The organism is Nocardiopsis alborubida (assembly GCF_012396365.1).
In the GTDB taxonomy this organism is placed as follows: Bacteria; Actinomycetota; Actinomycetes; order Streptosporangiales; family Streptosporangiaceae; genus Nocardiopsis; species Nocardiopsis alborubida.
The window spans coordinates 17,281-31,373 of record NZ_JAAXPG010000028.1 but is presented as its reverse complement, the minus strand read 5'-3'; the positions used below and the strand labels follow the sequence as shown (position 1 = coordinate 31,373).

At 72.1% G+C, this 14,093-nt stretch carries 11 protein-coding genes and 1 CRISPR repeat array; of the genes, 8 read left to right on the top strand and 3 right to left on the bottom strand.

Annotation, left to right across the window (positions count from 1 at the left end; all coding sequences use genetic code 11):
- The first annotated feature begins 245 nt into the window (after positions 1-245).
- A complete protein-coding gene (locus HGB44_RS24675) occupies positions 246-2,099 on the top strand; it encodes an ABC transporter ATP-binding protein (protein ID WP_061080070.1) in 1,854 nt (617 codons plus the stop codon).
- Positions 2,096-3,868: an ABC transporter ATP-binding protein gene (locus HGB44_RS24670; RefSeq protein ID WP_061080071.1), complete on the top strand. Its 1,773-nt coding sequence runs from the start codon at positions 2,096-2,098 to the stop codon at positions 3,866-3,868. Before HGB44_RS24675 ends, HGB44_RS24670 begins: the two co-directional genes overlap by 4 nt.
- A 63-nt stretch (positions 3,869-3,931) precedes the next feature.
- Positions 3,932-4,265: a CRISPR direct-repeat array (repeat unit 29 nt; unit sequence GGGACCATCCCCGCGTGCGCGGGGAGCAC).
- A 100-nt stretch (positions 4,266-4,365) separates the two neighbouring features.
- On the opposite strand, the gene HGB44_RS24665 is transcribed toward HGB44_RS24670, so the two are convergent.
- Positions 4,366-5,010: a TetR/AcrR family transcriptional regulator gene (locus tag HGB44_RS24665; RefSeq protein ID WP_231972381.1), complete on the bottom strand. Its 645-nt coding sequence runs from the start codon at positions 5,008-5,010 to the stop codon at positions 4,366-4,368.
- Between the two features lie 157 nt (positions 5,011-5,167).
- Here HGB44_RS24665 and HGB44_RS24660 point away from each other — a divergent pair, with 157 nt between their 5' ends.
- Both HGB44_RS24660 and HGB44_RS24655 read left to right on the top strand, forming a co-directional pair.
- Entirely contained in the window at positions 5,168-5,533 is a 366-nt protein-coding gene (locus HGB44_RS24660; protein ID WP_061080073.1) for a VOC family protein, read from the top strand.
- A 34-nt stretch (positions 5,534-5,567) separates the two neighbouring features.
- Entirely contained in the window at positions 5,568-6,461 is an 894-nt protein-coding gene (locus HGB44_RS24655; RefSeq protein ID WP_061080074.1) for an alpha/beta fold hydrolase, read from the top strand.
- A 166-nt stretch (positions 6,462-6,627) separates the two neighbouring features.
- On the opposite strand, the gene HGB44_RS24650 is transcribed toward HGB44_RS24655, so the two are convergent.
- Positions 6,628-7,110, bottom strand: coding sequence for a hypothetical protein (locus HGB44_RS24650; RefSeq protein WP_061080075.1), 483 nt, complete (start codon positions 7,108-7,110; stop codon positions 6,628-6,630).
- Positions 7,107-8,600: a helix-turn-helix domain-containing protein gene (locus tag HGB44_RS24645; RefSeq protein WP_061080076.1), complete on the bottom strand. Its 1,494-nt coding sequence runs from the start codon at positions 8,598-8,600 to the stop codon at positions 7,107-7,109. The genes HGB44_RS24650 and HGB44_RS24645 overlap by 4 nt, the downstream gene beginning before the upstream one ends.
- A 325-nt stretch (positions 8,601-8,925) precedes the next feature.
- Here HGB44_RS24645 and HGB44_RS24640 point away from each other — a divergent pair, with 325 nt between their 5' ends.
- From HGB44_RS24640 to HGB44_RS24625, 4 genes are all read left to right on the top strand, one after another.
- Positions 8,926-10,071, top strand: coding sequence for a methyltransferase domain-containing protein (locus HGB44_RS24640; RefSeq protein ID WP_061080121.1), 1,146 nt, complete (start codon positions 8,926-8,928; stop codon positions 10,069-10,071).
- Between the two features lie 168 nt (positions 10,072-10,239).
- Positions 10,240-10,758, top strand: a complete 519-nt coding sequence (locus tag HGB44_RS24635) for an ATP-binding protein (RefSeq protein WP_061080077.1) — start codon at positions 10,240-10,242, stop codon at positions 10,756-10,758.
- Between the two features lie 306 nt (positions 10,759-11,064).
- Entirely contained in the window at positions 11,065-11,868 is an 804-nt protein-coding gene (locus HGB44_RS24630) for a formylglycine-generating enzyme family protein (protein ID WP_061080078.1), read from the top strand.
- 291 nt (positions 11,869-12,159) lie between these two features.
- The gene (locus tag HGB44_RS24625; RefSeq protein ID WP_061080079.1) at positions 12,160-14,055 is read left to right on the top strand and encodes a S9 family peptidase; all 1,896 of its coding nucleotides are present in this window, start codon (positions 12,160-12,162) and stop codon (positions 14,053-14,055) included.
- Positions 14,056-14,093 lie beyond the last annotated feature (38 nt).

The window sequence follows — 14,093 nt, the reverse complement described above, 5'->3', positions numbered from 1 at the left end:
TCCCCCGTAGCGTGCTCCTCGCCGAGCCGGACCGGTATTCCGGCGGGGGCTGTCACAGCTCTCCCGGGTCCGAGCGGGAAAGGCGAGGAGCCCGCAGGGTCGGCGACAGGATTTCCGCCGCTCGCGGGCCGTGGGTTTCCCGGGAGCGGCCCCGAAAGAGGTACCCGCGGTCGACCAGGAGGAAAGATGGCAGGCACCCAGGTCCGGGGCACGATCGCCCGTAACCCCGACGACGGGGAGCAGGCGTGAGCGCCGACACGAGCCGACTGTCTCCCTCGACGGCGCTGCCTCGCCCGGCGACGCGGTGGGTGCTTCCCTCCCTGGTCCGGTACTCCTTCTCCGTCGCACCGGGCACGGCCACCCTGACCACGGCGCTGGCCGTCCTCGCCGGTGCGGCCCCGGTCGGCATCACCATCGGCATCGGCGGACTGGTGGACGGGCTCACCTCGGCCATCGGCCAGGGGCTGGACACCCCGGCGGCACGGGAGTGCTACCGCTGGGTCGCCCTCATCGTCGTGCTGTTCCTCCTCACCCACATCGCCGAGTCGGCGCGCACGGCTCTGGGACGGGACCTCGGCCGCCGGGTCACCGGCCGACTGAGCGAGCGCGTGATGACGGCCGCCTCGGAGCCGACGACCATCGGCCACCTGGAGGACCCGGCCTACCTGGACCGGATCGGGCGGGCGCGGGGCGAGGGGACCATCGACATGCCGCCCGGGGAGGCGGTCTTCGGCCTCTCGGCCAAGGCCTCGCTGTGGGTGACCGGTGTGGGATCCGCGGTTCTGCTCACCCAGGTCACCTGGGGGTTGGGGCTCATCGTCTTCGCCGTCTTCGTCGTGCTCCACTCCCGGCTGGTCCGCAACTACCGGATCGCTGTCATCGAGACTGCGAACCAGACGGAGAAGCTGCGCCGCACCTCCTACCTGCGGGACGTGCCGACCACGCCGGGCGCGGCCCGGGAAGTGCGCCTCTTCGGCCTCACGGCCTTCTTCCGCGACGCCTACCACTCGGAGTGGCGCGTGAACATGGCGGAGGTCTGGAGGCGGCGGCGCGAGCACCGCGTGTTCGTCGTCGTGATCGTCGTGGTCACCGGCCTCACGGTCGCCTCGGTCCTCTACTACCTGGCGTACCGGGCCGCCACCGGAGGCACGACGGTGGGCGACCTGGCGCTCGGCGGCCTCGCCCTCCTGGCCCTTCTCCAGGTGCTCCGGACGGACGAGGACGACCTGCGCACCAGCTTCGGCTCCAAGGCGGCCGCCGAGGCGTTGGCCTTCCCGGTCGTGGCACCGCCGGGCGGGCCGGACACCGCTCGCTGGGCGGAGCCGGTCGCGACCGTCTCCTGTGAGGGGCTGCGCTTCCGCTACGGCGGAGCCGCGGGCGACGTGCTGCACGGCATCGACCTCGACATTCCCGCGGGTCAGTCGCTCGCCGTCGTCGGTCTCAACGGAGCCGGCAAGACGACGCTGGCCCGGCTCCTCGCCGGTCTGGACGCTCCGAGCGGGGGTCGTCTGCGCGTCGGTGGGACCACGGTCGAGGACGCCAACCGCCGCAGCTGGCAGCGTCAGGTGGTCGCTGTCTTCCAGGACTTCGGCCGCTACGAGCTGACCGTGCGGGACAACATCGCCTTCGGCTCCCTGGCTCACGCGGACGACGAGGAGGGCCTGCGGTCCGTGGCGCGGCAGGCCGGACTGCTGGAGTTCGTCGAGGGACTTCCGCACAGCTGGGACACGGTGATGTCCAGCGGGTACACGGGCGGGGTCGACGCGTCGGGCGGCGAGTGGCAGCGCATCGCCATCGCCCGGGCGCTGTTCGGCCTGCGGCACGGCGCACGGCTCCTGATCATGGACGAGCCGGCCGCGAGCCTGGACGCCCGCGCCGAGGCCCGGCTCTACGACACGTTCCACGAGCTCACCGCGGGGGCCACGACCGTCGCGATCTCCCACCGGTTCGCGACCGTGCGCAAGGCGGAGCGGGTGGTCGTGCTCGATCAGGGCCGGATCGTCGAGGACGGCAGGCACGAGGACCTGATCAGTGCCGGCGGCCGCTACGCCGAACTGTTCCACCTGCAGGCGAAGCGTTTCGAGGAGGCACCATCGTGATCAGCGCCCTGCGCTTCGTCCTCACGACCGGATACCGCACCGACCGGTTCCGTTCCCTGATCGTGGTGGCGGTGGCGCTTCTCGAACAGGCCACCGGGATCGGCCTCGCGGTGGCGATCGGACTGTTCAGCGAAGTGGCGAGCGGAGGCTCGGCCAGCGGCCTGGTGGTGCTCGCGCTGTGTGTGGCGGTCTTCGTCATGCTCACCCAGGGCACCTTCATCGCCGGTTACTTCACCCGCCTGCGCCTACAGGAGGAGATCCAGAACGAGGTCGAGCGCCGGTTCATCGACGTGGTCGGCACGACGCCGACGCTGGAGGTCCACGAGCGTTCGAGCCGCTCCGACAGGGCGGCGGTGGTCCGCGGTGCGCGGGGCGAGATCGGCCCGGGCTTCGACCGGCTGATGTGGCTGGCCGGAGCCGCGCTGGCCCTGATCACCTCGGCCGCCCTGATGGCCTCGGTCGTTCCGGTCCTGGCCCTGCTGCCGCTTTTCGCCGTCCCCGCGGTGCTGGCCACCCGAGCGGCGGACAGGAGGCGCGGTCGGGCCGTGGAGCGTGCCACGCCCCGGACCCGGCTGGCCGGTCACCTGTTCACGCTCGCCACGACGGCCGCACCCGGCCGCGAGACCCGCCTCTTCGGGCTGGCGGGTGAACTGCGGCGCAGGCACCGCGAGGAGTGGGACGCCGGAGGCCGGGACATCACCCGGACCGATCGGCTGGCCCGGGTACCGGTCGCGCTGGCCTGGCTGCTCTTCGTGCTGGCGTACGCGACCGCCGTCGCCCTGATGGTGCGGGCCGGGCTGTCCGGCGACGCCCCGCTCGGCCTCATCGTCGCGGCCGTCGCCGTCAGCAGCCAGATCACCGGCCAGGTTCAGAGCCTGCTGAACCTGTCCTTCTGGTCGCTGGAGTCGCTTCGGGCGACCCGGGCGTTCCTCGACGTGGTGGAGGAGGGCACCGCGGAGCGGGCGGCCCTCGTGCCGACCACGCCGGTGGCGGTGCCCGCCCGGCTGGAGAGCGGCATCAGGGTGGAGGGACTGGGTTTCCGGTACTGGAACCGCGATCAGCCCGCGCTGAGCGGCATCGACCTCGAACTCCCGGCTGGCGCCGTGGTGGCGCTGGTCGGCGAGAACGGCGCGGGCAAGTCGACGCTGGTCAAGATGCTCAGCGGCCTCTACCAGCCCGGTGAGGGGCGCGTCCTGGTGGACGGAACCGATCTCGCGCGGTTCGCCCCGGAAGAGTGGCGCGCACGGATCACGGCGGCCTTCCAGGACCCGGTGCACATCGAGATGTCCCTGCGGGACACGGTCGGGCTGGGCCGGATCGAGCATCGCGACGACCCTGAGCGGGTCATCGAGGCGCTGCGGACGGTCGGCGGCGACGCGCTGCTCGCCTCGCTGCCCGAGGGCCTGGACACCCGGCTCGGACGGAAGTCGTGGGAAGGCAAGGGACTGTCCGGCGGCCAGTGGCAGACGGTCGCCAACGCCCGGGCGGCGATGCGGCGGGCGCCGCTGCTGCGGATCCTGGACGAGCCCACCGCCAGCCTCGACGCACGGGCCGAGGAGCGGCTGTTCCAGCAGTACGCCGACCTGAGCCGCCAGGAGGGCGGTGTGACCGTCCTCGTCACGCACCGCCTCACGACCGCCCGGGCGGCTGATCTCATCGTGGTCCTGGACGGCGGTCGGGTCGTGGAGACCGGAACCCACGACACGTTGAGCCGGGCCGATGGGCTCTACGCCGAGTTGTTCCGCCTCCAGGCGCGGTACTTCGTCTGACCGGATCTGACCGGGTGTGCCGGGCCTGGAGTGACGAGGGAGGTAGCTGCCCCTGGTGCGATCGGGGCCATCCCCGCGTGCGCGGGGAGCACCCAACACCTGATGTGTCCACCCCCGAGGGCCGGGGACCATCCCCGCGTGCGCGGGGAGCACCTCTCTTCCTTCCGGGTCGAAGGGCTACCGGTGGGACCATCCCCGCGTGCGCGGGGAGCACGTCGGTGCCGGTGGTGACGCCGAGCTTGGGTGGGGACCATCCCCGCGTGCGCGGGGAGCACATGGACCAGCTGGTGAACCCCGCCGCGTGTACGGGACCATCCCCGCGTGCGCGGGGAGCACGCCTGGACAGGGGAAACAAAGGGCGGGTTGAAGGGACCATCCCCGCGTGCGCGGGGAGCACAGTCAACCACCTGCGAACTTACCAGTGGCAAGCGCCCGTTTTTCCAACTTCCTGAAAAGCAGACACCAACCCCATAAAACCCAAACGCCCCACAACTCCCCTAACGACCGTCAACCCCATACGCCGCGAGGAACACCCGCACTCCCTCCTCCGCATGCTGGCACAATTCCGCCTCCGTCGGAATGGCCTCGTCCCCCAGCAGCATCGCCCGGTTCACCGGCTCCGACATCACCAGCCAGTTGAAGTGGGACGCCGCACGCAGGGGATCCTCCACCGCCAGCAGCCCCCTCTCCCCCAACCGGGCGAAGCTCTCAGCGAGCCCGGCGATCGCCCTCTGCGGCCCGCACTCGTACAGCACCCGCGCCAGCTCCGGGAACCGCGCGACCTCGCCGATCACCATTCGCCTCAACTGCATCAACCGCGGCGTGAGCACCACCGTGAGCTGGCGGCGCGCGTAGTCCCGCAGGGAGGCCTCCACGTCCTCGACCCGGTCGGGATCGGGCGTCTCGTCGCGCACGGCGTCCCCCGCACCAGAGGTCATACTGGTGATGATCTCGACGAACAACCCCTCCTTGCTGCCGAAGTGCTTGTAGACCGTCTGCTTCGACACCTCCGACAGCGCGGCGATCTCGTCCATGTTCGTCCCGAGGTAACCGCCCCTGAGGAAGACCTCCTCCGCAGCGCCCAGGATGGCCCGGCGCTTGCGGGCCGAGCGACTCAACCCCTCCTCCGCTGGCGGGTTCACGCTGTTCAACACCTCTTCTTCGTCGTTCCAGATTTCGTTTCGACCCTTTTGTCCTATGGGTACTGTACGGTCTAGTCTCACACCACATGCAGTACTGGACGGTCCAGTGTGAAATCGGACCGAACGCGGTAGCACGTCAGAGGAAACGAGAAGCCACATGTACGTCAAGTTCGCCGAACTCCCCGTCTTCGACCAGGAGCGGGCCAAGGCCTTCTACACCGACCGCCTCGGCTGCACCGTGGCCGCCGACGCGCCCATGTCCGACGACGGGTGGCGGTGGATCGAGCTCGGCCTCCCCGGCTCGCGGACCCACCTGCACTTCCAGCGCCGCGCGGACGAGGACCCGTCCGCCGAGCCGGTCATGGTCCTGGTGACGGCGGACGTCGAGGGCACGGTCGAGGCCCTGCGGGCCGAGGGCGTGGAGATCGTCACCGAACCGCAGGAGGCGATGTGGCAGCCGGGGGTCACGGCCGCAGAGTTCCGCGACAGCGAGGGCAACCGCATCGTGCTCAGCGACAGCTGACCACCGGACACGGAAAAGGCAGGGAGACACAGACATGTCGCACCACCCGCACCACTCACCGGGAGCGCACACGCTGAAGGTTCCGGGCGCCAGGATCCACTACGAGGTCCGCGGTTCGGGCCCCGTGCTGCTGATGATCCCCGGCGGCCCGCAGGACGCGGGCGTCTACACCGCCCTGGCCGAGCGCCTGTCCGACCGCTACACGACCGTGGCCTACGACCCCCGCGGCAACTCGCGCAGCACGCTGGACGGAGAGCCCGAGGACCAGCGGGTGGAGGTGCACAGCGACGACGCCGCCAGGCTGATCGCCGAGCTGGACGCAGGCCCGGCCTACGTGTTCGGCAACAGCGGGGGCGCCCAGATCGGGCTCGACCTGGCCGTGCGCCACCCCGGGTCGGTGCGCGCGCTGCTCGCGCACGAGCCGCCCTGCCTCATGCTGCTCGACGACCCCTCCGAGGTGCTCGCCCGCGACCAGGACGTCTACGACACCTACCAGCGCGAGGGCGTGGAGGCGGCGATCGGCAAGTTCATGGCGATGAACGGCCTGGGCGAGGAGGCCGGGGGAACGCAGGAGGACGGCGGGCGCGAACCCGAGGGCGCGGCGGCGGAGGGGCCCATGCACGAGGACCCCGAGACCTTCGAGCGGGTCAGCGGCAACTTCGCGTACTTCCTGGCCCACGGGCTGATGCCGCTGTCGCTGTACCAGCCCGACGTGGAGGCGCTGCGGGAAGGGAGTGTTCCGGTGACGGTGGGCCTGGGCGACGCCTCCGCCGGGCAGCCCATCCACGACATCGGGCTCGCGCTGGTCCGGCGCCTGGGCACGGAACCGGTCGCCTTCCCGGGTGACCACGTGGGCTTCGGGACCCATCCCCGCGCCTTCGCCGAAGCCCTGCACGGCGCACTGGACGGCGCACCGAAGCAGCGCTGACCGGAAGTGGCCAGGGCCGGAAGTGGCCGGGACCGCCCGCGGTCCCGGCCACGCTCCCTTCCGACACCGGTCAGGGTTCCGGCCGCGCGGAACCGGGCCGGGGCCCGACCCGTCCGCTCCGGCCCGGTTCCCCGCCCCGCGCGGGGCAGGGCGCCGGGCCCCGTGTTCAGTCCCGTCGGGCTCCCTCCGGCCAGATGACCTCCACCGGCACGCCCCTCCCCCGCGCCGCCTCGACCGCGTCCCCGGTCCCGCCCCTGCCGTCGGCGGGCTGGCCGTCCCAGACCGCGAACAGCAGCTCCACCCAGTCCAGGACGGCCTCGTTGGCGTCCTCGTAGGCGGCGCGGTCCGCCCGCCGGTGCGGCATGTAGCGCACCAGCGAGGAGCTCACGAGCAGGTCGTCGAAACGGTCCAGGTTGGCGGGCTTGACCTTGGCCTCGCGGTAGTCGGCCGAGGGCAGCACGACCTCCAGTCTGCCCCCGACCTCCAGCACGGCCTCGGCGAAGAGCTGGTCTGCGCCGCGCGCCAGGCAGGAGACGCCGACGAGCCCGCCGTCGGCGTGGGGGCCGAGTGCCGCCACCAGAGCTTTGCGCACCAACGTCACGCTGTCACCGGAAAGATTCGAATGACCAGTGATTCCGATTCGAGTCACGTCATCCCTTTCACATTTCGCTGATGGTGCAGCAGCGTATGTGATAACTCGTCGCGGACCTCGGCCACGTGCGGGTTGCGGTGGTGCGTGGCGGACTCGGTGTACCAGTCGCGCAGGCGCCTGCGGACCCTGCCCGAACCCAGGGCGGGTTCGAGGGCCGCGGCCTGGCGGACCACCCGCGCGGCCTCGGCGGGCTCGTCGAGCAGCAGGTAGGTGCGGCCCAGCCCGATGAGGTCGAAGGCGCGGCCGCGCTTGCCCGAGGGGGCGCGCAGCTGGAGCGCCTTGGTGATGTAGGCGGCGGAGGACTCGGCGTGCCTGCGCCGGGCGCCCGGGTCCTCCTGGAGCACGGCGAGGTCGCGGTAGCGCGCGCCGACCACCCCGGCCAGTTCGGCGTGGTCGAAGCCGCCCACCCAGTCGGGCACGTCCTCCCCGTTCGCGCCCGCGAGGAGGTCCTCGGCCTGGATGACGGTGCGGCGGTAGGCCTCCGACCGTCCCATCCGGGCGTAGGACCAGCCCTCGCGCGTGCGCAGCATCGCCCGGACGAGCGCGGGCGCGCCGGTGGAGTCCGCGCTGTCGAGCGCGAGGCGGGAGATGTCCAGGGCGTCCTCGGGCCGGTGCAGGTCGAGCATCTGCCGGGCCATGTCGGCCAGGACCCCGACACCGTAGGGGCGGTGCTCGGGCCCGGCCTGGTGGAGCGCGCGCAGGGAGAGGGTGTAGTACCTCTGCGCGGTGGGGTGGTCCCCGGCGTCGAAGGACATCGAGGCCACGGTCTTGGACAGCTCGGCCATCACCGCGAACAGCCGCCCCTGCACGGAGGCGGGCTGGGGGGTCTCCACGAGTTCGGACACCTCCGAGAGCTGCCCGACGACGGCCTTGCGGCGCACGCCCAGGCGCCACCTGTCGTTCCAGTGCCGCAGTGCCACGGTGGCGGCCTCGATCCGCCCCAGCTCGGCCTCTCCGATGGTGCCGCGGACCAGGCCGGGGGCGGCCGGGCCGGGCAGCAGCCAGTGTTCCAGCGTCTCCGTCAGCGCGGCGCCCATCAGGAGCGCGCCGCCGACCGCGAATGCGTCTCTGCGTTTCATCAGGTCCTTCAGCGTGATGTCGACGATGTCCTGCGCCGTTCTGGACGCGGACCATAAATCGCCTTCGTGCACCGAGGATTCTGTCCAGGAAACGCCCTTCGAATACTCGTCGGCCGAATCCGCCAGGCCCAGGGTCCGGCGGGCCTCGGACGGCATGGCCAAGCCGTCGGCGATGCGCTGCCACGTGCTCAGCGCGGTGACCAGGCGTCTTCCCGCCATGATCGCACTCACGTGTGGCTGGGCCATGTCGACGGCGGAGCCGATCGTCTGCTGGCTGGCGCCGGTGTGCTGGCGGACGAGCCCGAACAGGGCCCCGGCGTCGTGCTCGGCCAGCGAGCGCAGGACGTCGGCACGGGCCCAGAAAGCCCGTGACGGGGAAAGACGTGGACCGACCAGGGATTTCGTCATCTATACCGCCGGTGTATATCGGCACGGAATTCCGCCCACGCGGACGAACGGCGTTACATCTTCCGTAGTAATCCTTACCCGGAAACCCCCGTCCCCGTAATGGACGCAAGACCCTGGTTCGTCCATGCCGGGGACACCCCCCGAGGAGAAGAGCGGTGACCTCCACCCCACAGGCAGGGCACGGCGGCGGCGCGGGCCACGAGTCCGGAGCCGGTGTCGGTGCTGTTCACACGAGTGATGCGCGCGTCCGGCGACGTGGAAAACCCGGCCGGACCGGGCGCCCCGGGTGCGTCAGGCGGTGCGGGAGATGCGTGAGGTGCGGCAGATGATCCCCCCGCACGAGAGGATGGTCGAACGCCTCGTCGAGGAGGGCGGCCTGGCCGCGGAGTGGCGCGGTGCCTTCGCTGCGGTTCCGCGGCACCTGTTCCTGCCCGACGAGATCGCCGACCCCGACACGGGCGTGCCCGTCGACCGCTACCGCGGCGAACTGCGGTGGCTGGAGGCCGCCTACGCCGACGTCCCCGTCGTCACCCAGGTCGACGACGGAGCCCGCTACGGCCCCGGAGAGCCCACGTCCTCGTCCCCGGCGCCGTCCTCGGTGGCCGAGACCCTGCAGCGGTTGCAGGTCGTGCCGGGGATGCGGGTGCTGGAGGTGGGCACCGGCAGCGGGTACACCGCCGCCCTGCTCGCGCGGTTCCTGGGCGACGACGCCGTCACCTCCGTGGAGATCGACTTCGAACTGGCCGAACAGGCGCGGGTGCGGCTGATGAGCGCGGGGCTCACGCCGCTGGTGGTCAGCGGCGACGGCATGCGCGGCTGGGCGGGACGCGCGCCCTACGACCGGGTGGTCAGCGCGGTGACGGTGCAGCGGGTCCCCTACGCCTGGGTGGCGCAGTGCCAGCCCGGCGGACGCGTCCTGACACCGTGGGGCACCGCCTTCCACCACGGGGTGACGGCCGACCTCGTGGTCGGCCCGCACGGGACCGCGCACGGGAGGTTCACCGGGCACACCGACCGCATGTGGGCGCGCGCGGACCGGACCCCGCGCCACCTGCTGGAGACCTACGTCCGTCCGGACGACGACGAGCACACCACGACGTGCTCCCGGCTGCACCCGGGAGAGGTGGTCGGCGACTCCGACGGGGCCTTCGCGGTGGGGTTGCAGATGCCCGACGTGCACCGGATCGTCCGGCTCGGGGGCGGACCCGAGGACCCGCGGTTCACGGTGTACCTGCTGGACTCCTCGACCTGGTCGTGGGCCTCCTGGCACATCGACCCCGGGCACCGGGACCGGGGCTACGAGGTGCGCCAGCACGGCCCCCGGAGGCTGTTCGACGAGTTGGAGGCGGCCCACCTGCTGTGGGTGGAGGCGGGGCGTCCCGCGCACACCCGGTTCGGGCTGACGGTGTCGGCCGAACACCAGCTGGTGTGGCTGGACGACGAGGCCACGATCTTCGCCGCCACGAGGTGACGGGGCGGGCGGAGCGCCGGGCGGCCGGGACCACGGTCTCCGGGGTCTTCGCCCCACGAGGACACGAAGGCACGCGGACACGAGAGAACACGAGGACCCGACGAACCGCGGAGGCCGTTCCGGTGGGAACCGCCCGTGCGGCCGTCGCACGAACCGAGGAGAAGACAGATGACCGTCCTGCCACGTCCGCGTCGACCGATCGACCTGGACAGGCGCTGGAAGCGCCGCAGCTACCCCGCGAGCCTGGCCGCCATCCGCAGAGCCCGGGCCGACCTGCGCGCCGACCTGTCGCGGATCTCGGGCACCGACGAGGAACTGGTCGCGGCCGTGGTGCTGTGCGCCAGCGAGATGCTGGCCAACACCATGGACCGGGCCCAGCCCTGCGGAAGCGGGGCGGAGGTGGTGCGCACGCTCGTCCTGCGCCACGACCCCGGCGGCCGCCGCGTCCTGCGGCTGTCGGTGGCGGACCGGTGGGTCCCGGGCGCCCTGGCGTGCGTGCCGGACCCGGCGAAGACCGGCCAGGACTGGCGGGAGCTCGCGCTGGGTCAGGGGCTGCTGCTCATCGGCCACTTCTCCGCGCGCTGGGGAACCCGTCGGGTCGGTGCGCCGGGCGGGGGCCGGGGCCGCGTGATCTGGGCGGAGTTCGACCTCGCGCCGCGGTGGAGCCCGCGCAGGGTGGCGGCGTAGGAGGGTTCGGGCCCCGGGTTGGAGCTGGGCCCGGGGCCGGGACAGGAGCGGCAGGGCCGGAAGCGGTCCGGAGGACGGGTCCCGGCGAAGGACCGGGGCGCGGTCGCGGACCGGTTCGGTGTCGGAGCGGGAACGAGCGCCGGCCCGGAGGGCCTGACCGGGGAAGGGTCGGTCGGGCCTGTCCGTCGCCCCTTGCGTACCCGCCGGCCCCTTGCGCACCTGCTGGCCGCCGACGCGTACCGGTGGTGTAGGAAGGACCCCGTGACGAATCCTGGGGCCGCCCCCCACCGCGCGTTCGCGGAGCGCATGATCGAGATCCCCGCCGGAGAGATCGCCTTGCGGGACGAGGGAACGAGGACGGACTGGAGGGTCGGGGTCGGCGCCTTCCGGCTGGCGCCCTGTCCCGTGACCCGCGATCTGTACGCCGCTGTCGTAGGAGGGGTGCTCGGGAGCGCTGGGGTTGGCGGGACGCGTGAGGTCGATGGAGCGTCCGCGGGTGTCGCAGGTGCGGCTGGTGCGGCTGGTGCCGTGGGCACAGCGGGTGTCGCAGGTGCGGCCGGTGCCGTGGGCGGGCCGGGTGTCGCGCACGAGGCGGACACCGAGGACGCCGCCGGTCCGAGGACACCGGTGACCGAGGTCTCCTGGCTGGACGCCGTCCGGTTCTGCAACCTGCTCTCGCGGGCGGAGGGGCTCCAACCCTGCTACTCCGGTGGCGACGACCCCGACGCGCTGGACGTGGCCTGCGACTGGGACGCCGGGGGCTACCGCCTGCCGTCCGAGGCGGAGTGGGAGTACGCGTGCCGGGCGGGGAGCTCCGGCGTGCGCTACGGAGAACTCGACGACATCGGTTGGCACCGGGCCAACTCCGGCGACGGGGCGCGTGACGTCGCGACGCGGGCGCCCAACGCCTGGGGGCTGTACGACACGATCGGCAACGTGTGGGAGTGGTGCTGGGACGTCTACGACCCGGCGGTCTACGGCCCGTACCGCGTGTTCCGCGGCGGGGGGTGGAACGACCACCCCCGGGGCTGCCGGGCGTCGTGCCGCCGCAAGAGCCACCCGACCCTGCGCGTAGACGACCTGGGGTTCCGGCTCGCCCGCTCGCTGTGAACCGGGCGGCGTGCCCGGTCGGTGCAGGCCGGGATCCGCGTGCCCGACCAGAAGTCCCACGGCCGGGCACGCGGTGAACGGTCACGCCCCGCGCAGGGGCTCGTCACCGCCGCCATCACCCTGGCTGTCGGCTGGCACTGACTTTGTCCCCCGACGAACACCGGGCGTCCTCCCCCCGACCCGGAAAGGTGTCTCCCGTCACACGCGCGGATCCTTGAGTGTGCCGTGTCGGCATGGTTTCTCCTGGTTCGCAGCTCGCCTGTCTCACCGAGCACGAACGAGAGGAACGACATGGCACTGCCCGACCTGATCCCGGTCGAGGACTTCTTCAGCCCACCGGAGCGCGCCGGTGCGACGATCTCGCCGGACGGCACCCGCATCGCCTACCTGGCGCCGTGGAGGGACCGGCTCAACGTCTGGGTCCAGGGCCTCCACCCCTCCGGAGACCTCGACGGCGAACCGCGCTGCGTGACCGCGGACGAGGCCCGCAGCGTGCAGAGCTACCAGTGGACCGACGATCCGCGCTGGCTGCTCTACCTCCAGGACAGCGGCGGCGACGAGAACTGGCACCTGTTCCGGGTCGACCTGGACGCCGCCGAGCCCACCGCGGTGGACCTGACTCCCTTCCCCGGCGCCCGGGTCGTCAGCTTCGAACCGTCCCGGGGTCGGCCGGGGAAGCTGGCCGTCTCGCTCAACGCCCGCGACGCCGCCGCGTTCGACCTGCACGAACTCGACGTGGCCACCGGCGAGCTCACCGTGCTGGCCGAGAGCCCCGGCGCCGCAAAGGTCTGGACACAGGGCCGCGAGGGCGAACTGATCGCCACCGCGCTCAACGCCGACAACGACTTCGAGATCTCCCGCCACGACTCCGCGACGGACACCACGAGCACCGTCCTGGTGTACGAGGGCGCCGACTACCCGCTGGGCGTCTTCCCTGCGCAGGTCACACCGGACGGCACCGGGATGTGGATCGGCTCCAGCCGGGGCACCGACCGCACCCGCCTGGTGCGCGTGGACCTGTCCACGGGTGAGGAGACCGAGGTCGACAGCCACGCGACCTTCGACATCGATACGCGCGCGCAGGTCTTCCCCACCTTTCCCTCACCGCTGATCCGGGACCGGCGGGGCGAGCTGCTGGGGGTGCGCTACCTGGGTGAGCGCCAGGTCGTCCACGCCCTGGACCCGGACTTCGCCGAGGTGCTGGCCAACCTGGAGAAGCTGTCCGAGGGCGACCTGGCCGCGGTCTCCTGTGACGACAGCGGGCAGCGATGGGTCGTGGGCTTCACCCACGACCGCGCCCCGGGCGCGACCTGGTTCTACGACCACTCCACCGGGGAGTCCCGGCTGCTGTTCCGCCCCCACCCGCACCTGGACCCCGACGCCATGGCCCCGATGCGGCCGGTCACCATCACCGCGCGCGACGGGCTGGAGCTGCCCTCCTACCTGACCCTGCCGGTGGGCGTCGAGCCGAGGAACCTGCCGATGGTGCTGCTGGTGCACGGCGGCCCGTGGGCGCGGGACGCCTGGGGCTTCGATCCGACCGTGCAGCTGCTGGCCAACCGGGGCTACGCGGTGCTCCAGGTCAACTTCCGCGGCTCCAACGGGTTCGGCAAGGCCCACATGAAGGCCGCGATCGGCGAGTTCGCCGGAAAGATGCACGACGACCTCATCGACGCCGTGGACTGGGCGGTGGAGCGGGGCTACGCCGACCCGGACCGGGTCGCGATCTTCGGAGGTTCCTACGGCGGCTACGCCGCGCTCGTGGGTGCGGCGTTCACCCCCGACCGCTTCGCCGCCGCCGTCGACTACGTCGGCATCTCCGACCTGGCCAACTTCATGCGCAACCAACCCGTCTTCGTGCGGCCCGCGCTGGCCAACAACTGGTACCGCTACGTCGGCGACCCGGACATCCCCGAACAGGAGGCCGACATGCTGGCCCGCTCGCCGATCAGCCGGGTGGACCGGATCACCGCGCCCTTGTTCGTGGCGCAGGGGGCCAACGACGCCCGCGTCGTCAAGGCCGAGTCCGACAACATCGTCGCCGCTCTGCGCGAGCGCGGCGTGGACGTGGAGTACCTGCTCAAGGAGGACGAGGGACACGGGTTCGTCAACCCGGAGAACCAGCTCGACCTCCACCGCGCGGCCGAGCGCTTCCTCGCCCGCCACCTCGACGAACGCCGGGACTGAGCCCCGCTGGGTCGCGGCCGCACGGGAGCGGCCTCGGC